Origin of the sequence: Pseudomonas sp. 2822-17 (genome assembly GCF_002742485.1) — a bacterium.
Taxonomy (GTDB): Bacteria; Pseudomonadota; Gammaproteobacteria; order Pseudomonadales; family Pseudomonadaceae; genus Aquipseudomonas; species Aquipseudomonas cyclaminis.
On record NZ_LJRZ01000812.1, the window covers coordinates 59,834 to 81,069 of the forward strand.

Consider the following 21,236-nt stretch of genomic DNA (forward strand, 5'->3'; position numbering starts at 1 on the left):
CTCAGGCGTGCATCTGCGGGTGCACCAGGCGGTGCTGATGCAGGATGAACTGGCGCAGGCGCTCGATTTCATCCGTATCGCTTTGGCTGAGGCGATAGGCAAACAACCCCCGCGCCGTTTCCCGTTCGAACGCGCCGCGCAGGCTGATGCGCTCATAGCCGGAAGGGCTGAACCACAGGGAAAAGGTTTTTGGCGGCTTGATCCTGCCCCGAATCTCCACCAGCACGCCCTTGAATGACACTTCATGCACCCACAGCGCGCTCGCCGTGCCCTTGATGTTTTCCAGGGCCACCGGTGCTTCGAGCGCCAGCCGCCAGGCGCGGATCACTGGGCCGTCTTCGAAAATGCTCGGCACCCCCAGACGCAAATGCACGGCATTGAACTCATCCTCCACCAAGTGCAGGGGAAAGGTCAGTTGCTGGTTGTCGAACTGTGCCTGGATGGTGACATGGTCGTGGGCGGCCAGGCGGGTGAGCAAGTCGCGAATCTGCGCACCGCCGTTGACGGTCAGGCTCGACGACGCATCCCGCAAGTTGAGTTGCGGGTTGTGTTGCATGTTCTGAATGAAATCCAGCTCATCCTGGGTCAGAAGCGCATCGCGTTGCATCGTACGGGCTCAGTAGGGAGGGCATTAAAGTGCCATTATCTGCTCATATGGCCGCATTTTCTAAGTTTTGTTTAATCCGCTGGTCGCCCTGAGCGCCGCTAGCTCGGCCTTGACCTGGGCCAATTCGCCTTCCAATTGCGCGACACGCTGCTGGGCCTTGACCTGGAGCGTGACGTCTTTTTGTACGCCGACAAAATACGTCTGTTTATCGGCCGCGTTATACACCGTCGAAAGTGACAGTTCGTTCCAGAAATGGCTGCCGTCCTTGCGGTAATTACGCAGGATTTCCCGGCACGTCCCACCATTCTCCAGCGCGTCCCGGATAGCCATCAGCGCTGGCTGGTCACGGTCACCCGACTGCAGGAAGCGGCAGTCCTGATAGAGGATTTCATCCAGGGTGTAGCCGGTCAGCCGTTCGAATGCAGGGTTTACGTAAATCAGCGGCTTGTCTTTGCCTTCCCGTTCGGCGACCACGATGCCGTCGTTGGAAGCGGCGATCACCATTTGCATCAGCTTGGCGTTAATCATTGAGCGATCCATGGCTGGTTGTTGAAATGGGCAGTTTATGGCAAGTCCTGAATCTTGCACGGTGTGCCCCGAAATATTTGCGTCGCTGTTAATATCCCAGGCTTTCGCTCAACTACAGGATCAGATTGATGAAAGTCGCCATCCTTTCCGGCTCGGTCTACGGCACGGCTGAAGAAGTCGCCCGCCACGCCGTCGGCATCCTCAAAAAAGCCGGTTTTGAAGCCTGGCACAACCCCCGTGCAACCCTGGCGGAGGTGCAGGCGTTTGCCCCCGAGGCGTTTCTGGCGGTGACCTCGACCACCGGCATGGGTGAACTGCCCGACAACCTGCAACCGTTGTATTCGACGATTCGCGACCAGTTGCCTTCGGCCTGGCGCGGTCTGCCCGGTGCGGTGATCGGCCTGGGCGACGCCAGCTACGGCGACACCTTCTGTGGCGGCGGCGAGCAGATGCGTGAACTGTTCGACGAGTTGGGCGTGCGCGAAGTCCTGCCGATGCTGCGCCTGGACGCCAGCGAAAGCGTTACTCCGGAAACCGACGCCGAGCCGTGGCTGGCTGAGTTGGTCACCGCACTGGGCGCTGACTGAGCGGTTCGCAGTGGCTTTATTGACGGCGTCTCTTTGACGCCGTTTACACAGATTTAAACTATTCTCCTAGCTGACTCGTACGGTCATCAAGCTGGCTGCGAAGGCAACTCCGTCTGCCAGGGCGTCTGACTAGACTGGCCCATCACTCAAAAAATAATAAGAAGTGCGCCAAGGAGGTCGTTGCCGTGAGCCTAGCCCCTGTTGTATCGCCACAGACTGTCAAAGATCAGGTCAGTGCTGCCGAGTGGCAAGCCCGTGTCGACCTGGCGGCCTGCTATCGCCTGGTGGCGCTGCATGGCTGGGACGACCTGATCTTCACCCACATCTCGGCCAAGGTGCCGGGCACCGATGATTTCCTGATCAACCCTTACGGGCTGATGTTTCACGAGATTACCGCGTCGAGCCTGGTCAAGGTTGACCAGGCCGGCAACAAGCTGATGGACAGCTCCTACGAGATCAACCCCGCGGGCTACACCATCCACAGCGCCATCCATGAAGTGCGCCACGATGTCACCTGCGTGCTGCATACCCACACGGCCGCCGGCGTGGCGGTGGCGGCGCAGAAACAAGGCGTGCTGCCGATCAGCCAGCAATCGATCTTCGTGCTGTCGAGCCTGGCCTATCATGCCTACGAAGGTGTGGCGCTGAACCACGAAGAGAAGGCGCGCCTGCAGGCCGACCTGGGCGACAACAATTTCCTGATGCTGCACAACCATGGTCTGCTCACCTGTGGCAGTACCATCGCCGACACCTTCCTGATGATGTTCACCTTTCAGCGCGCCTGCGATATCCAGGTGCTGGCGCAAAACGGCGGCGCTGAATTGATCGCCATTGGCCCGCAGATTCTGGCGGGCGCCAAGGCCATGGTCGCGGCTGTCACAAAGAGCGCCCAGGGTATGGGGGGCGCGCTGGCCTGGCCGGCGTTGCTACGCAAATTGGATGCTCAAGATCCTGGGTATAACAGCTGATGCCACTCGCCGAGATCCCGCTCAGAGCCTGGCGCAAACGCAGCCAGAGTTTCGACTTTCGCGGTCGCACCATCCGTTATTGGACAGCGGGGCAGGGCGAACCGTTACTGCTGATCCATGGCTTTCCCACCGCCAGTTGGGACTGGCATTACGTGTGGCAACCCCTGGCCCAGCACAACCTGGTCATCGCCTGCGACATGCTCGGCTTTGGCGATTCGGACAAGCCGCTGGACCATGGCTACTGCTTGCTCGAACAGGCCGACTTGCAACAGGCGCTGCTTGAGCATCTGCGCCTGGATCAGCCTGTGCACGTGTTGGCCCATGACTACGGCGACAGCGTCGCCCAGGAACTGTTGGCCCGACACTATGAAGGCCGCTTCCAGATGGCCAGTTGTGTGTTTCTCAACGGCGGGCTGTTCCCGGAAACCCATCGCCCGGCGCTGGTGCAAAAGCTCTTGCTCAGCCCGCTGGGCTGGATGATCGGCCGCGCGTTCGGGCGCAATGCCCTGGCCGACAGCTTCAACCAGATATTCGGCCCCAACACCCGCCCCAGCGAAAGCGCCCTTGACGATTTCTGGAGCCTGATCGACTGCAACGATGGCACGCGCATCCTGCACAAACTCATTGCCTACATTCCCCAGCGTCGGCGCCTGCGTGATCGCTGGGTGGCGGCGATGCAGCACGCTGACGTGCCGTTGCGGGTGATCGACGGCGAGATCGACCCGATCTCGGGTATCCATATGGTGGAGCGCTACCGCCAGTTGGTGCCCAACGCCGACACGGTGTTGCTGGCCAATATCGGCCACTACCCGCAGATCGAGGCGCCGGTGCTGGTGCTCAAGCACTACCAGGCGTTTCGTGATCGAATTGGGCTGGCCGCGCCGCGCCTGGCTTATTCCTAGACCCTAGGATCATCCCTCTGCCTTATCGAGCACCATTCAGCCCTGGCCGTCTTTATTGTGACCAGAGGCTGGGTGCCCGACACTCGACCCATTCCCATTGTCGCCATTGGAGTTCGGTATGAGTGAGTCAGTGCAGTTCCAGGATAAGGTCGTGATCGTCACCGGTGCCGGCGGCGGATTGGGCCGGGCCCATGCGCTGTTGTTCGCCAGACACGGGGCCAAGGTGCTGGTCAACGATCTGGGCGGTTCCACCCAGGGCGAAGGCGCCAATGCCTCGGCGGCCGACCGGGTGGTGGCCGAGATTCGCGAAGCGGGCGGGATCGCCGAAGCCAACCACGACTCTGTCACCGACGGTGACAAGATTGTGCAGAACGCCCTCGACGCCTTTGGCCGCATCGACGTGGTGGTCAACAATGCCGGCATCCTGCGCGACAAAACCTTCCACAAAATGGAAGACGCCGACTGGGACCTGGTGTACCGCGTGCATGTCGAAGGCGCCTACAAAGTCACCCGCGCCGCCTGGCCCCATCTGCGTGAGCAAGGTTACGGCCGGGTGATCTTCACCGCGTCCACCTCGGGTATCTACGGCAACTTCGGTCAGTCCAACTACGGCATGGCCAAGCTCGGCCTGTATGGCTTGACCCGCACCCTGGCGCTGGAAGGGCGCAAGAACAACATCCTGGTCAACGCCATCGCCCCCACGGGCGCCACGCGCATGACCGAAGGCCTGATCCCGCCGCAAGTGTTCGAGCGTCTCAAGCCGGAACTGGTCAGCCCGCTGGTGGTGTACCTGGGCAGCGAGGCCTGCCAGGAAACCTCGGGGTTGTTTGAAGTGGGCGGTGGCTGGATCGGCAAGACCCGCTGGGAGCGCAGCCTGGGCGTGGGCTTTGATCCCGAAGCCGGCTTTTCGCCGGATGATGTGGCCGCGCACTGGCAGCAGATCTGCGACTTCGAAGGGGCGGCTCATCCCAAGGACAACATCGAGGCCTTGAAGGAGATGATGGCCAACTTGCAGAAATACAGCCTCTGATCGTTGCTTGAAAAAGATTGAATCCTACGGGGCGCTGATGGCGCCTCGTTTTATTTCAGGCAAAAAAAAGCCACTGCAAACGCAGCGGCTGAAGTAAGACGTTGGATCAAGGAGCGACAAATCAACGTCAGTGAACACCGGTAACAGATTGAAAAAAGACATCAATCCATTTGAATCTGGCTTTTCTTCCGTTGGCAGGAAGCGGACTGTTTGCCCTGAAAGCCCGGCAAGAATAGTCGTTTGTAACAGCATGAGTAATAGCGATTCACGACATGCACTGTTGTCAAAATTGCAACAGTTACGGCGCTCGCCATCCACGCCCCTGATAACCCGCCATCCACCCGGTCGATGCCCCCGCCCAGACCCAGGCCAGAGCGCCCGGTAATCCTTTCGAGCGACAACACGAATCCCTCCTTGGTGCGCTTATCGCTCCTGATGCGCGGCAGTAGGGTGGGGCCTTCTGTCACTCACCGGGGAAGACGCATGACAAAAACAACAATGCGCGCCATCTTCACGCCACAGGCGCTGGCCGCTGCGGTTGCCTTGGGTTGCTGCGCCCAGGCTCAGGCTGTTTCGTTCAATATTGGCGAGATCGAAGGGCAATTCGATTCGTCGTTGTCGGTGGGGTCGAGTTGGGGCATGCGCGATGCCGACAAGAGCCTGGTTGGTACCGTCAATGGCGGCACAGGCCAGGCTTCCACGGGGGATGACGGGCGGCTCAATTTCAAGAAGGGCGAGACCTTCTCGAAAATCTTCAAGGGCCTGCACGACCTGGAACTCAAGTACGGCGATACCGGTGTGTTCGTGCGTGGCAAGTACTGGTATGACTTTGAACTCAAGGACGAAGACCGCGAGTTCAAGCAGATCAGCGACCACAACCGCAAGGAAGGCGCCAAGTCCAGCGGTGCGCAGATCCTCGATGCCTTCGTCTACCACAACTACTCCCTGGGCGACCTGCCGGGCACCGTGCGCGCCGGTAAGCAGGTGGTCAGTTGGGGCGAAAGTACCTTCATCGGCAACTCCATCAACAGCATCAACCCGATTGACGTGTCGGCGTTCCGCCGGCCCGGTGCCGAGATCAAGGAAGGCTTGATCCCGGTGAACATGCTGTTTGCGTCCCAGAGCCTGACCAACCAACTGACTGTGGAAGGGTTCTATCAGTTGGAGTGGGACCAGACCGTACTGGACAACTGCGGCACCTTCTTTGGCGGTGACGTAGCGGCGGATGGTTGCACGGGTAATTACACCGTAGGCAGTCCGGGGATCGCCGCGTTGCAACCCATCGCCGCATCACGCGGCCAAGGCTTTGTGGTGACCCGCGAGGGTGTGGTGGTGCAGCGTGCCGGCGACCGTGATGCGCGGGACTCCGGCCAATTCGGTGCAGCCCTGCGCTGGTTGGGTGATGACACCGAGTACGGCCTCTACTTCATGAACTATCACAGCCGTACGCCCACTGTCGGCACGATTACCGCCAATACGAACCTGGCGACCATTGGTGGCATCGCCGCCGCCGCTCCTGCAGGTTTCGGTTCAGCCCTGGCCCAGAGCACCATGCTCGGCCGTGGCCAGTACTATCTCGACTACCCGGAAGACATCCGCCTGTTCGGCGCGAGTTTCTCCACGACCTTGCCCACCGGCACCGCGTGGACCGGGGAAATCAGCTACCGGCCCAATGCCCCGGTGCAGTTGAACACCACTGACCTGACACTGGCGCTGGTCAACCCTATCGCCGGCCAACTGGCCTCACCCATCCGCAGCAATTTCGGCAGCGACAACAAAGGCTACCGCCGCAAGGAAATCACCCAGATCCAAAGCACCATGACCCAGTTCTTCGACCAAGTCCTCGGCGCCGAACGCCTGACCCTGGTCGGCGAGGCGGCCGTCGTGCACGTGGCGGGCCTGGAGGACAAATCCAAACTGCGTTATGGCCGTGATTCGGTCTACGGCGCCTACGGTTTCCAGGGCGACACCGACGGTTTTGTCACCTCCACCTCCTGGGGCTACCGCGCGCGGGCGATCCTCGACTACAACAACGCGATTTTCGGGGTGAACCTCAAGCCCAACCTGTCCTGGTCCCATGACGTCGCCGGCTACGGCCCCAACGGGATCTTCAACAAAGGCGCCAAGGCCATCAGCGTCGGCGTGGATGCGGACTACCGCAGCACCTACACCGCCAGCCTCAGCTACACCGACTTTTTCGGCGGCGACTACAACACCCTGACCGACCGCGACTTCCTCGCCCTCAGCTTCGGCGTGAACTTCTGATTTGGCTTAAAGAAGGACAAGAACCTATGCGTAAGACAATTGCAGTGTTGGCCCTGAGTTTGTTGGCCGCCCACGTGATGGCAGCCGTGTCGCCGGAAGAAGCGGCCAAGCTGGGCACCACCCTCACGCCAGTCGGCGCCGAAAAAGCCGGCAATGCCGACGGCTCGATTCCGGCCTGGACCGGCGGCATCCCGAAAAACGCCGGCGCGGTGGACAGCAAAGGCTTCCTGGCCGACCCGTTTGCCAGTGAAAAACCGCTGTTCGTGATCACCGCCGCCACCGTCGACAAGTACAAAGACAAACTCTCCGACGGCCAGGTGGCGATGTTCAAGCGCTACCCCGAGACCTACAAGATCCCGGTGTACCCGAGCCATCGTACGGTCAACCTGCCGGCGGACATCTACGAATCGATCAAGCGCAGCGCGCTCAACGTCAAGGCGATCAACGACGGCAACGGCCTGGAGAACTTCACCGGCAACCGTTACTACGCGTTCCCGATTCCGAAGAATGGCGTGGAAGTGCTGTGGAACCACATCACCCGTTATCACGGCGGCAACCTGCGCCGCATCATCACTCAGGCCACCCCGCAGACCAACGGCAGCTACACGCCGATCCGCTTCGAAGAAGAAGTGGCGGTGCCCCAGGCGATCCCAGATATCGACGCGGCCAAGGCGGCCAACGTGCTGAGCTATTTCAAGCAGTCGGTCACCGCCCCGGCGCGCCTGGCGGGCAACGTGTTGCTGGTGCACGAAACCCTCGACCAGGTGAAAGAACCGCGCCTGGCCTGGATCTACAATGCTGGCCAACGCCGCGTGCGCCGTGCGCCGCAAGTGTCCTATGACGGGCCGGGTACCGCGTCCGATGGCCTGCGCACCACCGACAACTTCGACATGTTCTCCGGCGCCCCCGACCGCTACGACTGGAAGCTGGTGGGCAAGAAGGAGATGTACATCCCCTACAACAGCTACAAACTCGATTCGCCGAGCCTCAAGTACGACGACATCATCAAGGCCGGCCACATCAACCAGGACCTGACCCGCTACGAACTGCACCGCGTGTGGGAAGTGGTCGGCACGGTCAAACCGAGCGAGCGGCACATCTACGCCAAGCGCCACATGTACATCGACGAAGACAGCTGGCAAGTCGCGCTGGTGGATCACTACGACGGTCGCGGCCAACTGTGGCGCGTTGCCGAAGGCCATGCGCAGTTCTACTACGACCACCAGGTGCCGGCCTACACCGTCGAAACCCTGTACGACATCATTGCCGGTCGCTACATCGCACTGGGCATGAAAAACGAGGAGAAAAGCAGCTTCGTGTTCGGCTTCGCCGCCAAGGCAGCGGACTACACCCCGGCCGCGTTGAGGGCTGAAGGCGTACGCTGATCCCGGATCGAAGCGCAGTCAACATGTGAGAGGGGGCTTGCCCCCGATGAGGGAGTATCAGTCACTGGATTGGTTGACTGATACACCGCCATCGGGGGCAAGCCCCCTCCCACTTCTGTGCATGGCCTTCAATCACCCTGCTGAATACTTCTTCAACAACCCCCCGCCACAGGACTAGGGTACGCAACACGTTGCATAACAATAAGAACGCAGGATGCAGCAATGACTGCCATGACACGCTGCCTGGACCGTCCTGGATTCATGCCCCGGCTGTCCGCCCATCATCTGCTGCGCCCCCGCCTGGCCGAGCCTTTGCTGGTGGCGCAGGCGCGCGTCAAGTTGTTGTGCGCCGCTGGCGGCAGTGGCAAGAGCGCGTTGCTCGCCGAGTGCGCGTTGCAGGCGCCTGCGGGTTGCCAAGTCTATTGGTTGCCGCTCAATGGCGCGTCCCTCAGCCCTCTCGACCTGTGCCAGCGACTGGCGCAAAACCTGGGCCTGACGTTTACCGACGAAACTACCTTGCTGCTGGACCTCAGTCGTTGGCAGGCGCCGGCGTGGTTGTTCCTCGATGATTTCTGCCGCTTGCCCGCTCCCGACACCGACGCCTTGCTCGACCGCCTGCTCACCGCCAGCAGCCCGGCGCTGACCTGGTGGCTGGGCGCTCGACGGCGTCCGGCCTGTAACTGGCCGCGACTGTTGCTTGATGATGAGCTGCTTGAGTGCGGCGCTGAACTGGCCTTTACCCCTTCGGAAATTCAGGCTCTGCTCGGCCATGCGCCGGCTCAGTCCGTCGACAGCGTGTTGCAGTTCAGCGCCGGTTGGTGCGCGGGTGTACGCATCGCGTTGCTGGGCGACGGTCATCCCGACAAGACCCTGCTCGACTACCTGCAACATGAACTCTTCAGCACGCTGCCGCCGGAGCTGGCCGAGGCCTGGCGCGTGCTGGCCCATCTGCCGCGCTTCAATGCGGGCCTGTGCGAGCATTTGTTCGGCGCGGGCGACGGTGGCCAGTACCTGCGGGATTTGCAGGCGCTCGGCGCATTTATCGAGCCGTGGGAAGCCACTGACTGGCTGCAGGTTTTCCCGCCGCTGGCGCAACTGATGCACGACGAACCCTGGCCGGCCAAACGCTCCTGGCATCGTCGCGCTTGCCAATGGTTTTGTACCGAACAGGACTGGCAGGCGGCTTTCGAACAAGCGCTGCTGGCCGAAGAATATGAAATGGCCGTGAGCTTGTTGCAGCACTTCAGCTTCGAGGATCTGTTCCGCCAGCAGAACGCCGTGTTGCTGTTGCGCCTGCATGAGCAGCATGGCGATGAATTGATGCTTGGCTCGGCGCAGTTGGTGGGGTTGGTGACCGCCGCATTGCTGTTTGCCGGGCGCTTCGAACAGGCGGCTGCGTGCATCGATCAGTTGGCCCGATTTGCCCCGCAACCCTCGGCGGCGCAACAGCGTTATCTACTGGCGCGCTGGCAGGCGCAGTGGGGCTGGCTACTGCACCTGGGCGGCGATGCCGAGGGCTCTCGTCTGCATTTTCTAGAGGCCCTGCAAGCGTTGCCCGACAGCGCCTGGACGTCCCGCTTGATGTGCCTGTCGGGCCTGACTCAGCAAGCCTTGCTACGCGGCGAGCTGGACGTCGCCCAAGGCCTGAACCGTGAAGCGCTGTGCCTGGCGCGCGCCCATGGTTCGTTGCTACTGGAGGCCTTGCTGGAACTGGATCACGCGCAATTGCTGGAACAGCGCGGCGCGCCGTATCGGGCGCAGAGCCTGCTGGAAACGGTGCAGGCGATGTTGCTCAAGCAGCGACTCAAGGCCGGGCCTTTGGTGGGGCGCATTGCGTTGCGGCGCGGGCATTTGGCGCTGCGCCAGGGCCAGGACAGCCTGGCCGCCGAGTGTTTCGAGACTGGCTTGAAGATGTGCCTGCACAGCCAGGACAAGCGCGTGCTCTACGGATATCTCGGCCTGGCGCTGCTGGCTGCCAACCGGGGTGATTACGCCCAGGCGTTTATCCAACTGCGCGAAGCCGAACGGCTGATGCAGCAACGCCAGGTGCCGGACACTGTGTACCGTGCGGTGCTGTTGTTGGTCAGCGGGCATTTCTGGTTGCAGCAAGGCCGCGCCGAATTGACCGTGGAAGCAGTGCGCCGTGTGCTGCGCCACTTTCGTGGGCCCCAGGGCAAACAAGCGCCGCCGGCCACCCTGGAACTGATCCCGCGCCTGGAATACCTGCTGGTGCTGGCGGAGGTAAAACTGGGCTGCGCCGAGCAACCCATAGAACGGCTCAACGTGTTGCTGGCAACCACCCACCAGCGCGGCATGCTCTGCCTGGAAACCGAGCTGCACCTGGTCCTGGGTGAGGTGGCGTGGCAACTGGGCGACCCGGCCTTGGCGCGCCGTTCGCTGCAAACCGGCCTGGACCTGGCCGGACGTTGCCAGGTGCAACAAGCGATTCGCGAGCTGCGCTTGCGCTCGCCGGGACTGTTGAGCGAGCTGGGCATGGAGCCTCAGGCATCAACCCCCGGCACGCTGGAAAACCCTTTGAGCCAGCGTGAACTGGAAGTGTTGCAACTGATCGCCCAGGGCAGCTCCAACCTGGAAATCGCCGACCGGCTGTTTATCTCCCTGCACACCGTCAAGACCCACGCGCGGCGCATCCACAGCAAGCTGGGCGTCGAGCGGCGCACCCAGGCGGTGGCCAAGGCCAAGACGTTGGGCTTGATGGTCTAAATGAACGCCAGACGGTAGTCGCCGGGCGTAGCGCCCATGGCCTGGCGGAAGCGATGGGTGAAGTGGCTGGCGCTGGAGAATCCGCACAGCAAGGCTATCTCGCCCAGGGGCAGGGCACCGCCGCGCAGCAGGCTTTGCGCACGACTCAGCCGACGCGCCAATAGATATTGATGGGGCGGCAGGCCGAAGCTTTGGCGGAACATCCGCGCAAAATGGTATTCCGACAGCGCGCACAGGCCAGCTAATTGGCCCAGGCTGATGGGGTCTTCCAGGTGCTGGTCGATGTAGTCCACCAACAACCGTCGCTGGTATGCCGCCAACCCCCCTTTCAAGCGCAGGCCTTCTCGGGCGCCTACCTGGCTGAGCAGGGTATGGCTGAGCATTTCATGGGCCAGGCTGCTGGTCAGCAGGCGTTCGGCGGGCTCCTGCCAATTGAGCGCGATCAACTGGTGGAAGCGTCGGGCCTGGCTGTCGTCTTGCAGAAAGGTGCTTTCGCGCAGCTCCAGTGTGCGCGGCTCGCGGTCGAGCAGGGTGACGCAGCCCAAGGCAAATTGCTCGGGGCTGAAATACACGTGGGCCAGGCGGATTTCACCGTTGATCACCCACGCCGACTGATGCTCGGCGGGCAGGATGCACAGCTTGTCGGGGCCGCCCTTGGTGCCCGGCTGGTCACGCCTAAACGTGCCGGTGCCACCGCCGATGTAGCAGGACAGCGTGTGGTGGCTGGGCGCCTGGTAGTCCTGGGAATCGTGATGATTGCTCCACAAGGCCGCCGACAAGCCGTCACCGAGCTCGGCGCAGGCTTCAAGGCGTGCGTTGGGCGAACGGTTAAGCGCTTGAAAGACTTGCAGGGATTCCAGATCTGACATGGTGTGTGTTCTCCGACGCCTTGCATCCTACTCCGCACGGCTGGCGCTGTGAGCCCAGCGCCCGACAAAAGCGCAAGAATGTGCAAGAACGTTACGAACGTTGAAGGCGACACTGTGGCTCAATCGATGGAGCCCGCTATGAACCTTTCCCTGTATTTACTCACCGTGCTGATCTGGGGCACCACCTGGATCGCTCTCAAATGGCAATTGGGCGTGGTGGCGATTCCTGTGTCCATCGTCTATCGCTTTGGCCTGGCGGCGCTGGTGTTGTTTGCATTGTTGCTGCTCAGCCGCAAGTTGCAGGTGATGAACCGGCGCGGGCACTTGATCTGTCTGGCCCAGGGGCTGTGCCTGTTCTGCGTCAACTTCATGTGCTTCCTCACCGCCAGCCAGTGGATTCCCAGCGGGTTGGTGGCGGTGGTGTTTTCCACCGCCACGTTGTGGAACGCACTCAACGCCCGGGTGTTTTTCGGCCAGCGGGTGGCACGTAACGTGTTGATGGGTGGCGGTCTTGGTCTGGCGGGCTTGGGCTTGTTGTTCTGGCCGGAACTGGCAGGGCACACCGCCAGCCCGCAGACCTTGCTTGGTCTGGGCCTGGCGTTATTGGGGACGATGTGTTTCTCGGCCGGCAATATGCTGTCGAGCCTGCAACAGAAGGCCGGCCTGCGGCCGCTGACCACCAACGCCTGGGGGATGTTGTACGGCGCCTTGATGCTGGCGACCTATTGCCTGGTGCGCGGCATTCCGTTTGAAATGGACTGGAGCTCGCGGTATGTCGGCGCCCTGTGGTACCTGGTGATTCCGGGTTCGGTAATCGGCTTTACGGCCTACTTGACCCTGGTGGGGCGCATGGGGCCGGAGCGGGCGGCGTATTGCACGGTGCTGTTCCCGGTGGTGGCGCTGAATGTGTCGGCGTTTGCCGAGGGCTACCAATGGACCGGGCCGGCGCTGGCGGGGTTGGTGCTGGTGATGCTGGGGAATGTGTTGGTGTTTCGCAAGCCGAAGGCGGTTCAACCGACGACTCCGATCCTTCAGGCAAAGCAGGTTTAGTGTGGGAGGGGGCTTGCCCCCGATGGCAGCGTGTCAGCCAGACCACTATCGGGGGCAAGCCCTCCCACATTTCCTGCATTTCATACATTTGGCCGAGTTGTCCTTGCTATTTGAGGCCAAGGCGCTTGGCCATGCGGCCCAGGTTGGCACGGTCCAGGCCCAGTTCGCGGGCGGCGCTGGCCCAGTTGTGCTGGTGGCGTTCCAGGCAGGCGCTGATCACTTGGCGCTGGTAGGCCTCTGTGGCCTGGCGCAGATCGCCGGTAACGGCCAGGGCTGTTTCTGCCGATGCTTCGATCACCGGTGTGCTGACATCGGGCAAGTCCAGATCCAGGGCACTCAAGCTCAGAATCCTCGGCCGCTCACGACAGCTCCCCAGTGCTTTCAACGCGCTGCGTCCGATCAAGTGCTCCAGCTCGCGCACATTACCCGGCCAGTTATAGGCCAACAGCGCCGCCTGGGCATCGCTGCTCAGGCGCAGACTGCCAAGGCCCATGCGTGAGCGGTTCTGCTCCAGGAAGAAGCCCGCCAGCAACAACACATCGCGCCCGCGCTCGCGCAGTGCCGGCACTTGCAGCGGGTATACGCTCAGGCGGTGATAGAAGTCGGCGCGGTAGCGGCCGTTGCGCACCTCGTCCGCGAGGTCGCGGTTGGTGGCGGCGATCAGGCGTACATCCACCTGGTGCTCCTTGTCCGAGCCCAGGCGCTGCAACTGGCCGCTTTGCAGCACCCGCAGCAGCTTGGCCTGCACGGTCAGCGACAGCTCGCCCACTTCGTCCAGAAACAAGGTGCCGCCATTGGCCAGTTCGAACTTGCCGCGACGCTCGTTCAGCGCGCCGGTAAAGGCGCCGCGTACGTGGCCGAACAACTCGCTTTCCACCAGTGTCTCCGGCAGGGCGGCGCAGTTGAGGCTGATCAGTGGTTTGTCCGCACGATGGGAGGCCGCGTGGATAGCCTGGGCCACCAGCTCTTTGCCCACCCCGGTTTCGCCGGTGATCAGCACGGTAAGGTCGCTGCCGCCCACCAGTTTGATTTCTTCGATCAGGCGCTTGTGGCTTTTGCTCTGGCCGATCATTTCCTTGTGCTGCTGGCCGCTGGCCTGGCGGTAGATCTCGGCGCGCTGGTGCTCGTCTTCGGCGCGCAGGGCCAGGCGTTCGATGCGTTCGGCCACGTTGACGGTGGCAGCGGCGAGGCTGGCGAAGGCTTGCAGGGCGTCCAGTTCAACCCGTTCGAAGCGCTCGGTGTCGAGGGCATCCAGGGTCAGCAGGCCCCACGGCTGGTCGTCGATGAATAGCGGGCAGCCCATGCAGTCGTGCACTTGCAGGTGTCCGTGCAAGCCATCAACCAGGCCGTCGTAGGGGTCGGGCAATTCGCTGTCGCTGTCAAAGCGCGTCGGGCCGGGGCTGCCGAGCAGCACGGCGAAGCGCGGGTGCTCGCTGACCTTGAAGCGCCGGCCCAAGGTGTCGGCGCTCAGGCCATCGACCGCCAGCGGCACCAGCCATTCACCGTCCAGGCGCAGCAACGCGGCGGCGTCGCACGGCAGCAGGGCGCGCATGGCTTGCAGCAGGCGACGGTAACGCTCGCCTTCAGGCAGGTCACGGGACAGGTCGGCGACCAGGGGTAGCAGGGTGGTGAGCAGCGATTGCGCAGTCATAATGACTCCTTGTAGTCCTTATGACTATAAAGTGTAGGAAGTCATATTGACTACGTATTATTTAAATCATTGAAAAATAAAGATTTATAGGTTGGCACGAATACTGAGTAGCTAAGGACAATCAGTAAAGAAGCCCAGGAGGCTCCCATGCTTAGTGCCCAAGACCGTGCCATCGTCAAATCCACCGTGCCCCTGCTGGAAAGCGGCGGTGAAGCGCTGATCACCCACTTCTACCGCATGATGCTTTCGGAGTATCCCGAAGTCCGTCCGCTGTTCAACCAGGCCCACCAGGCCAGCGGCGACCAGCCCCGCGCCCTGGCCAATGGGGTGTTGATGTACGCGCGGCATATCGACCAGCTCGATCAACTGGGCGACCTGGTGGCGAAGATCATCAACAAGCACGTGGCCTTGCAGATTCTGCCGGAGCATTACCCGATCGTTGGCGCCTGCCTGCTGCGGGCGATTTCCGAAGTGCTGGGCAGCGAGATTGCCACGCCTGAAGTGATGACGGCCTGGGGTAACGCCTACGGCCAGTTGGCAGACATCCTGATCGGCGCCGAAGCCGCTATCTACGACGAGAAAGCCCAGGCTCCCGGCGGCTGGCGCGGTGCGCGGCCGTTCCTGCTGGTCAAGCGGGTGGAAGAGAGCGACGAGATCGTTTCGTTCTACTTCGCCCCGGTGGATAACGGAGCGATTCTCGCAGCGGCCCCAGGCCAATACATCGGCATGAAGCTGGTGCTGGATGGCGAAGAAGTGCGCCGCAACTATTCCCTGTCGGCCTTGAGCGATGCGGGCCTGTACCGTATCAGCGTCAAACGCGAGGCCGGTGGGCGGGTGTCCAACTATCTGCATGACCAGTTGCACGTCGGCGCAACCATTGACCTGTTCCCGCCGTCGGGCGAGTTCACCCTGGCGGCCAGCGACAAACCGCTGGTGCTGATCAGCGGCGGCGTGGGCATCACGCCGACCTTGCCGATGCTCGAAGCGGCCTTGGCTACGCAGCGCCCGGTGCACTTTATCCACTGTGCGCGTAACGGCGGGGTGCATGCGTTTCGCGATTGGGTGGATGGCCTGGCGGCGCAGCACCCGCAGCTCAAACGCTTCTACTGCTATGCCGAGGACGACGGCATCAGCCCGGCGGCCGACAAGGTAGGTCTGCTGAATCAGGAACAACTGGCCGCCTGGCTGCCCGAACAGCGCGACCTGGACGCCTACTTCCTCGGCCCCAAAGGCTTCATGGCCGCCATCAAGCGCCACCTGAAAGCCCTGGGCGTACCCGAGCAGCAGGCCCGCTACGAATTCTTCGGCCCCGCAGCCGCCCTGGAATAGCCCTCTCAGAAATACCACTGTTCCAAATGTGGGAGGGGCAAGCCCGCTCCCACATTTTGATCTGTGTCCTGCCCGATTAATCCCCCGTTAACCCCCCTCTGTTTAAACCACTCCCTGTGTGTAAACTTGCGGCCATTGGCACAACCAAACAAAGGGATACGGGGATGAGTGACGAATTGCGTTTAGGCAGGGAGCGGCGCTTTCTGGTGTTGCTGGGCATCATCTGCCTGGCGCTGATCGGCGGGGCCTTGTACATGCAGGTGGTGCTGGGCGAGGCGCCGTGCCCGCTGTGCATCCTGCAACGCTATGCCTTGTTGTTGATTGCGATCTTCGCGTTCATCGGCGCGGCCATGCGCACCAAGGGCGCCCTGACCTTTTTCGAAGGCCTGGTGATCCTCAGCGCCGTCGGCGGGGTGGCCGCGGCGGGACACCACGTGTACACCCAGTTCTTCCCGCAGGTCAGCTGTGGCATCGATGTGCTGCAACCTATCGTCGATGACCTGCCCCTGGCCAAGGTCTTCCCGCTGGGCTTCCAGGTCGACGGCTTCTGCAGCACGCCGTACCCGCCGGTGCTGGGCCTGTCCCTGGCGCAGTGGGCCTTGGTGGCGTTCGTGCTAACGGTGATCCTGGTGCCCCTGGGCATCTATCGCAATCGCCAACGCAAGGCCTGTAGGCTTTTGTGAACAGAGCGTGACGCCGGACAACGGTGGGGTGTGCGCAGCGTGCGACATGTTGTCACACGGAAGCCGCCGCAGGACGTTTCTGACCCGCCAAACCATTGCTTAAATTTGCAAAAAACGCCCAAGATGTGCTGTCAGTTCGTGGTTCGCGAGAGGCCGTGCGCCTCACGCCGTACACGCCTTGGCGTGATGTCCGAATGCCTTGTTTTCTGGGGGGTTGGATAGGTTTTGCATGCCCTTACGCGATGTAAGGGCTGCGGCGGTTGCGCCAATAACACAGCAATTTTTGTGGTTTTTGTTGGGAATCTAACGCGATAAGATCGCGAACCCTTGCAATATGGGTGAAGGATTATTGCTGTAATCGATAAAAATTATTTCTTTATAAGACATGGTTTATACATCGCTAGCTAACTACAATCGCCCGCACTGAATGTCCGGTGCTGTTCAATATTTGAGCACCGGAGCGGTCGAGGGGCAGATGGATGGCTCTGTGCGACCCCAAGGTTCCGGCAGCCTTTCAACTATCCGCACCAAATGGAATTGGTCTGTAACAAGGCCTTTAACCACGAAATCGAATAAGAACTCACCGCAGGTCCGTGAAACGCTCCGTTATGGCGTGCCGGGCAGGCTCTTATTCAATCGAAGAGAAATGCCAACCCTTGGCAGGGTGAAGTGTTGGCGATCAAAACCCAACTGCATTGCGCAAGCTGCTTTAGAGGTCGTGAGATGAGTAAAAACAGGTACCCCCGATTACTAGGCTTTTTGCCGCTGCTTGGCATGATGTTAATGCTGGGAGGCTGCAAGTGGACCTTGATGGACCCGAAAGGACAGATCGGTCTGGATCAACGAAACCTGATCATCACCGCCACGCTGCTGATGCTGTTGGTCGTGGTGCCTGTGATCATCATGACCTTCGCCTTCGCCTGGAAATACCGCGCGTCGAACACCAACGCGACCTACGCGCCCAAGTGGTCGCACTCCACCAAGATCGAAATCGCGGTGTGGCTGGTCCCGATCCTCATCATCATCGCCTTGGGTTACATCACCTATAAGTCGACCCACGAGCTGGACCCGTACCGTCCGCTGGAGTCCGACGTCAAGCCGATCAACATCGAAGTGGTCGCGCTGGACTGGAAGTGGCTGTTCATCTACCCGGACCTGGGTATCGCCACGGTCAACCAGATCCGCTTCCCGGAGAACACCCCGCTTAACTTCCGGATCACCTCCGACGCCGTGATGAACTCGTTCTTCATCCCAGCCCTGGGTGGCCAGATCTACGCGATGGCAGGCATGCAGACCCGCCTGCACCTGATCGCCAACGAAAAAGCTGAAATGGAAGGCATCTCCGCGAACTACAGCGGCGCTGGCTTCACCGGCATGAAATTCAAAGCGATCTCGACGAGCCAGGAAGATTTCAACGCCTGGGTAGCCGAAGTCAAGGCCGCACCTAAACAGCTTGATCAAGCTGAATACGACGCCCTGACCAAACCAAGCCAGAACAACCCAGTCGCCCTGTACTCCACGTATGAGCCGAACCTGTTTCAGAAAATCGTCGACAAGTACGAAGGTATGAAGCCAGGCAAGCCGGTCAAGCACGAGAAGAAAGAAGTGGCCGCGGTTGAAGGTTCTGACACGGGCTCGCATTCAACTGCTGGGGCAGAGGAGTAAACGATGTTTGGTAAATTAAGTTGGGATGCGGTCCCGTTCCACGAGCCGATCGTGATGGTGACCATCGCCATGATCGCGCTGGGTGGTCTGGCACTGTTTGCAGCAATTACGTATTACAAGAAATGGACCTACCTGTGGACCGAGTGGCTGACGTCTGTCGACCACAAGAAAATCGGTGTCATGTACGTCATCGTTGCCATGGTCATGCTGCTGCGTGGTTTTGCCGACGCCATCATGATGCGTACCCAGTTGGCCATGGCCACCGAGGGTTCGCCTGGCTATCTGCCGCCTGAACACTATGACCAGATCTTCACCGCTCACGGTGTGATCATGATCATCTTCATGGCGATGCCTTTCTTCACCGGCCTGATGAACCTTGCCTTGCCGCTGCAGATTGGTGCCCGTGACGTTGCCTACCCGTTCCTGAACTCCCTGAGCTTCTGGCTGCTGGTTTCCGGCGTTGTGCTGATCAACCTGTCCCTGGGCGTCGGCGAATTCGCCAAGACCGGCTGGGTCGCGTATCCACCATTGTCGGGCCTGCAGTACAGCCCTGGCGTGGGTGTGGACTACTACATCTGGGCGCTACAGTTATCAGGGCTCGGGACGACATTGACGGGGGTCAACTTCCTGGCCACCGTCCTGAAAATGCGCGCCCCTGGCATGAAACTGATGGACATGCCGATCTTCACCTGGACCTGCACCTGGGCCAACGTCCTGATCGTGGCTTCGTTCCCGATCCTGGCCGCTACCATGGCGCTGCTGTCGCTTGACCGTTACCTGGATTTCCACATTTTCACCAATGAACTTGGTGGCAATCCAATGATGTACGTGAACCTGTTCTGGGCATGGGGTCACCCTGAGGTGTACATCCTGATCCTGCCAGCGTTCGGTATCTTCTCCGAAGTCATCTCGACCTTTACCGGCAAGCGCCTGTTCGGTCACCACTCGATGGTCTACGCATCGGGTGCGATCTCGGTACTGGGCTTCATGGTGTGGCTGCACCACTTCTTCACCATGGGTTCGGGGGCCAGCGTCAACGCCTTCTTCGGCCTGGCGACGATGCTGATTTCCATCCCGACGGGGGTGAAGCTATTCAACTGGCTGTTCACCATCTACCACGGTCGTCTGCGCATGACCAGCCAGGTCCTGTGGACCCTGGGCTTCATGGTGACCTTCGCCATCGGCGGCATGACCGGCGTACTGCTGGCCATTCCGGGTGCTGACTTCGTCCTGCACAACAGCCTGTTTGTGATCGCTCACTTCCACAACGTGATCATCGGCGGTGCGGTATTCGGTTACATCGCTGGTTTCAGCTTCTACTTCCCGAAAGCGTTCGGCTTCAAGCTGCACGAAGGCTGGGGCAAGGCTGCGTTCTGGTTCTGGATCTCGGGCTTCTTCGTCGCGTTCATGCCGCTCTATGCACTGGGCTTCATGGGCATGACCCGTCGTCTGAACGCTACTACCAACCCTGAGTGGGTGCCGTACCTGTACGTCGCCATGTTCGGTGCGATCATGATCGCCGTGGGTATCGCCTGCCAGCTGATCCAGCTGTACGTGAGTATCCGTGACCGTAAGCAGAACGCTTGCGACTCCGGCGACCCATGGAATGGCCACACCCTGGAATGGTCGACTTCGTCGCCACCTCCGTTCTACAACTTCGCCGTGATCCCTACTGCGAACACCATTGATGCGTTCACCGAAGCCAAGGAAGACGGTACTGCGTACCAGCGTCCTAAGCACTACGAGCCGATCCACATGCCAAACAACACCGCCACTGGCGTGGTGATGGGTGCGCTGTTGACCGTGTTCGGTTTCGCGATGATCTGGCACATCTGGTGGCTGGCAATAGTGGGCCTGGTTGGCACTATCGGTTACTTCATCGTTCACGCCGCGCGTGACGATCAAGGCTACATGGTGCCGGTCGAGACGATCGAACGCATCGAAGCCGAGCAACACGCTCGCCTGGTAGCCGAGAAGAAGATCCCGGCCAACCGTGTAGAAACCTCGTTGGAACAGGCTTAAACCATGTCGAACTTAGTGACCAATGCTGGACACGCCCATGTCGATGACCATGGGCACGATGACCATCACCACGACTCGGGGCCGATGACCGTTTTCGGTTTCTGGCTCTACCTGATGACCGACTGCATCTTGTTTGCGTCGATCTTCGCGGTGTACGCGGTACTGGTAAACAACGTAGCGGGTGGCCCGTCGGGCCACGACATCTTCGAACTGCCTTACGTGCTCGGCGAAACCGCCTTGCTGTTGTTCAGTTCGATCACCTACGGCTTCGCCATGTTGGCCTTCTACAAGGGCAACAAGAAAGGCGTACTGAGCTGGCTGGGCCTGACCTTCCTGTTCGGCCTGGGCTTCATCGGCATGGAGATCAACGAGTTCCACCTGCTGATCTCCGAAGGCTACGGCCCGCACCGCAGCGGCTTCCTGTCGGCGTTCTTCACGCTGGTCGGCACCCACGGTCTGCACGTAACTGCCGGCCTGCTGTGGATGGCGGTGATGATGTATCAGGTCAATAAGCACGGCCTGACCAACACCAACAAGACCCGCCTGAGCTGCCTGAGCCTGTTCTGGCACTTCCTGGACGTGGTCTGGATCTGCGTCTTCACCGTTGTTTACCTGATGGGGACTCTGTAATGGCTAATGCACACTCCCATGACCATGACAGCCATGATGCGAGCCACGGCAGCGTTAAGTCGTACGCCATCGGCTTCATCCTGTCGGTAATCCTGACGCTCATCCCGTTCGGTCTGGTGATGTACCCGACCCTGCCAAAGTCGATCACCTTGATGATCGTGCTGGCATTCGCGGTGATTCAGGTTCTGGTTCACCTGGTGTACTTCCTGCACCTGGATCGTTCCAAGGAACAGCGCGATAACGTGATTGCGTTCGTGTTCGCAGGTCTTGTGATCCTGCTGCTGGTTGGCCTGTCGATATGGATCATGTTCAGCATCCATACGTTCATGATGGCGAAGTGA

The 21,236-nt window shown here is 60.7% G+C and carries 19 protein-coding genes and 1 pseudogene; 14 read left to right on the forward strand and 6 right to left on the reverse strand.

Features of this window, described 5'->3' with window-relative positions; translation table 11 throughout:
* Position 1: 1 nt before the first annotated feature.
* Together AOA60_RS29160 and AOA60_RS29165 are read right to left on the reverse strand one after the other, a co-directional pair.
* The gene (locus AOA60_RS29160; RefSeq protein ID WP_099587264.1) at positions 2-607 is read right to left on the reverse strand and encodes a hypothetical protein; all 606 of its coding nucleotides are present in this window, start codon (positions 605-607) and stop codon (positions 2-4) included.
* A 60-nt stretch (positions 608-667) separates the two neighbouring features.
* Complete coding sequence (locus tag AOA60_RS29165; RefSeq protein ID WP_099587265.1) at positions 668-1,135, reverse strand: PAS domain-containing protein; 468 nt, start codon at positions 1,133-1,135, stop codon at positions 668-670.
* Positions 1,136-1,263: 128 nt separating this feature from the next.
* Here AOA60_RS29165 and AOA60_RS29170 point away from each other — a divergent pair, with 128 nt between their 5' ends.
* The 4 genes from AOA60_RS29170 (at position 1,264) to AOA60_RS29185 (ending at position 4,622) form a co-directional block, all read left to right on the forward strand.
* Positions 1,264-1,722: a flavodoxin gene (locus tag AOA60_RS29170; protein WP_099587266.1), complete on the forward strand. Its 459-nt coding sequence runs from the start codon at positions 1,264-1,266 to the stop codon at positions 1,720-1,722.
* A 185-nt stretch (positions 1,723-1,907) separates the two neighbouring features.
* Entirely contained in the window at positions 1,908-2,690 is a 783-nt protein-coding gene (locus AOA60_RS29175; RefSeq protein WP_099587267.1) for a class II aldolase/adducin family protein, read from the forward strand.
* Complete coding sequence (locus AOA60_RS29180; RefSeq protein ID WP_099587268.1) at positions 2,690-3,592, forward strand: alpha/beta fold hydrolase; 903 nt, start codon at positions 2,690-2,692, stop codon at positions 3,590-3,592. The genes AOA60_RS29175 and AOA60_RS29180 overlap by 1 nt, the downstream gene beginning before the upstream one ends.
* Before the next feature lie 118 nt (positions 3,593-3,710).
* Positions 3,711-4,622 carry an SDR family oxidoreductase gene (locus AOA60_RS29185; RefSeq protein ID WP_099587269.1) on the forward strand — a complete coding sequence of 304 codons (912 nt, stop codon included), beginning with the start codon at positions 3,711-3,713 and terminating at the stop codon, positions 4,620-4,622.
* Positions 4,623-4,783: 161 nt separating this feature from the next.
* On the opposite strand, the gene AOA60_RS32445 is transcribed toward AOA60_RS29185, so the two are convergent.
* Positions 4,784-5,026, reverse strand: a complete 243-nt coding sequence (locus AOA60_RS32445) for a hypothetical protein (protein ID WP_143522585.1) — start codon at positions 5,024-5,026, stop codon at positions 4,784-4,786.
* Between the two features lie 79 nt (positions 5,027-5,105).
* Here AOA60_RS32445 and AOA60_RS29190 point away from each other — a divergent pair, with 79 nt between their 5' ends.
* The 3 genes from AOA60_RS29190 to AOA60_RS29200 all read left to right on the forward strand — a co-directional run bounded on the left by AOA60_RS29190 (position 5,106) and on the right by AOA60_RS29200 (position 10,996).
* Positions 5,106-6,887, forward strand: coding sequence for a DUF1302 domain-containing protein (locus tag AOA60_RS29190; RefSeq protein ID WP_099587270.1), 1,782 nt, complete (start codon positions 5,106-5,108; stop codon positions 6,885-6,887).
* Positions 6,888-6,913: 26 nt separating this feature from the next.
* Entirely contained in the window at positions 6,914-8,272 is a 1,359-nt protein-coding gene (locus tag AOA60_RS29195) for a DUF1329 domain-containing protein (RefSeq protein ID WP_099587271.1), read from the forward strand.
* Positions 8,273-8,494: 222 nt separating this feature from the next.
* A complete protein-coding gene (locus tag AOA60_RS29200; RefSeq protein WP_099587272.1) occupies positions 8,495-10,996 on the forward strand; it encodes a LuxR C-terminal-related transcriptional regulator in 2,502 nt (833 codons plus the stop codon).
* On the opposite strand, the gene AOA60_RS29205 is transcribed toward AOA60_RS29200, so the two are convergent.
* Positions 10,993-11,865 (reverse strand): AraC family transcriptional regulator, encoded by an 873-nt coding sequence (locus AOA60_RS29205; RefSeq protein ID WP_099587273.1) that lies wholly within the window; start codon positions 11,863-11,865, stop codon positions 10,993-10,995. The genes AOA60_RS29200 and AOA60_RS29205 overlap by 4 nt on opposite strands.
* Positions 11,866-12,003: 138 nt before the next feature.
* On the opposite strand from AOA60_RS29205, the gene AOA60_RS29210 reads away from it, so the two are divergent.
* Positions 12,004-12,915 carry a DMT family transporter gene (locus tag AOA60_RS29210; RefSeq protein ID WP_099587274.1) on the forward strand — a complete coding sequence of 304 codons (912 nt, stop codon included), beginning with the start codon at positions 12,004-12,006 and terminating at the stop codon, positions 12,913-12,915.
* Between the two features lie 106 nt (positions 12,916-13,021).
* Here AOA60_RS29210 and norR read toward each other — a convergent pair whose 3' ends face one another.
* Entirely contained in the window at positions 13,022-14,566 is a 1,545-nt protein-coding gene (gene norR / locus AOA60_RS29215; protein ID WP_099587275.1) for a nitric oxide reductase transcriptional regulator NorR, read from the reverse strand.
* Positions 14,567-14,713: 147 nt separating this feature from the next.
* Between norR and hmpA the strand changes: the two genes are divergently transcribed.
* Both hmpA and AOA60_RS29225 read left to right on the forward strand, forming a co-directional pair.
* Positions 14,714-15,895, forward strand: coding sequence for an NO-inducible flavohemoprotein (gene hmpA, locus AOA60_RS29220; RefSeq protein ID WP_099587276.1), 1,182 nt, complete (start codon positions 14,714-14,716; stop codon positions 15,893-15,895).
* A gap of 164 nt (positions 15,896-16,059) precedes the next feature.
* Positions 16,060-16,578 (forward strand): disulfide bond formation protein B, encoded by a 519-nt coding sequence (locus AOA60_RS29225; protein WP_099587277.1) that lies wholly within the window; start codon positions 16,060-16,062, stop codon positions 16,576-16,578.
* Positions 16,579-16,982: 404 nt separating this feature from the next.
* Here AOA60_RS29225 and AOA60_RS34215 read toward each other — a convergent pair.
* Positions 16,983-17,274, reverse strand: a pseudogene (locus AOA60_RS34215) (hypothetical protein).
* 27 nt (positions 17,275-17,301) lie between these two features.
* Between AOA60_RS34215 and cyoA the strand changes: the two are divergent.
* Genes cyoA through cyoD form a run of 4 tightly spaced genes read left to right on the forward strand, consistent with a single transcriptional unit; the run spans position 17,302 to position 21,236 of the window.
* Positions 17,302-18,243, forward strand: a complete 942-nt coding sequence (cyoA, locus tag AOA60_RS29235) for a ubiquinol oxidase subunit II (protein ID WP_043205874.1) — start codon at positions 17,302-17,304, stop codon at positions 18,241-18,243.
* A gap of 3 nt (positions 18,244-18,246) precedes the next feature.
* Positions 18,247-20,265, forward strand: coding sequence for a cytochrome o ubiquinol oxidase subunit I (gene cyoB / locus AOA60_RS29240; protein WP_033896216.1), 2,019 nt, complete (start codon positions 18,247-18,249; stop codon positions 20,263-20,265).
* A 3-nt stretch (positions 20,266-20,268) separates the two neighbouring features.
* Positions 20,269-20,895, forward strand: coding sequence for a cytochrome o ubiquinol oxidase subunit III (locus tag AOA60_RS29245; protein WP_017734786.1), 627 nt, complete (start codon positions 20,269-20,271; stop codon positions 20,893-20,895).
* Entirely contained in the window at positions 20,895-21,236 is a 342-nt protein-coding gene (gene cyoD, locus AOA60_RS29250) for a cytochrome o ubiquinol oxidase subunit IV (RefSeq protein WP_010206434.1), read from the forward strand. The genes AOA60_RS29245 and cyoD overlap by 1 nt, the downstream gene beginning before the upstream one ends.

What these genes read in the sequence shown, in the direction of transcription:
- AOA60_RS29160 (WP_099587264.1), bottom strand. Translation starts at nt 607, where the DNA reads ATGCAACGCGATGCGCTTCTGACCCAGGATGAGCTGGATTTCATTCAG.
- AOA60_RS29165 (WP_099587265.1), bottom strand. Translation starts at nt 1,135, where the DNA reads ATGATTAACGCCAAGCTGATGCAAATGGTGATCGCCGCTTCCAACGAC.
- AOA60_RS29170 (WP_099587266.1), top strand. Translation starts at nt 1,264, where the DNA reads ATGAAAGTCGCCATCCTTTCCGGCTCGGTCTACGGCACGGCTGAAGAA.
- AOA60_RS29180 (WP_099587268.1), top strand. Translation starts at nt 2,690, where the DNA reads ATGCCACTCGCCGAGATCCCGCTCAGAGCCTGGCGCAAACGCAGCCAG.
- AOA60_RS29185 (WP_099587269.1), top strand. Translation starts at nt 3,711, where the DNA reads ATGAGTGAGTCAGTGCAGTTCCAGGATAAGGTCGTGATCGTCACCGGT.
- AOA60_RS29190 (WP_099587270.1), top strand. Translation starts at nt 5,106, where the DNA reads ATGACAAAAACAACAATGCGCGCCATCTTCACGCCACAGGCGCTGGCC.
- AOA60_RS29195 (WP_099587271.1), top strand. Translation starts at nt 6,914, where the DNA reads ATGCGTAAGACAATTGCAGTGTTGGCCCTGAGTTTGTTGGCCGCCCAC.
- AOA60_RS29200 (WP_099587272.1), top strand. Translation starts at nt 8,495, where the DNA reads ATGACTGCCATGACACGCTGCCTGGACCGTCCTGGATTCATGCCCCGG.
- AOA60_RS29205 (WP_099587273.1), bottom strand. Translation starts at nt 11,865, where the DNA reads ATGTCAGATCTGGAATCCCTGCAAGTCTTTCAAGCGCTTAACCGTTCG.
- AOA60_RS29210 (WP_099587274.1), top strand. Translation starts at nt 12,004, where the DNA reads ATGAACCTTTCCCTGTATTTACTCACCGTGCTGATCTGGGGCACCACC.
- norR (WP_099587275.1), bottom strand. Translation starts at nt 14,566, where the DNA reads ATGACTGCGCAATCGCTGCTCACCACCCTGCTACCCCTGGTCGCCGAC.
- hmpA (WP_099587276.1), top strand. Translation starts at nt 14,714, where the DNA reads ATGCTTAGTGCCCAAGACCGTGCCATCGTCAAATCCACCGTGCCCCTG.
- AOA60_RS29225 (WP_099587277.1), top strand. Translation starts at nt 16,060, where the DNA reads ATGAGTGACGAATTGCGTTTAGGCAGGGAGCGGCGCTTTCTGGTGTTG.
- cyoA (WP_043205874.1), top strand. Translation starts at nt 17,302, where the DNA reads ATGAGTAAAAACAGGTACCCCCGATTACTAGGCTTTTTGCCGCTGCTT.
- cyoB (WP_033896216.1), top strand. Translation starts at nt 18,247, where the DNA reads ATGTTTGGTAAATTAAGTTGGGATGCGGTCCCGTTCCACGAGCCGATC.
- AOA60_RS29245 (WP_017734786.1), top strand. Translation starts at nt 20,269, where the DNA reads ATGTCGAACTTAGTGACCAATGCTGGACACGCCCATGTCGATGACCAT.
- cyoD (WP_010206434.1), top strand. Translation starts at nt 20,895, where the DNA reads ATGGCTAATGCACACTCCCATGACCATGACAGCCATGATGCGAGCCAC.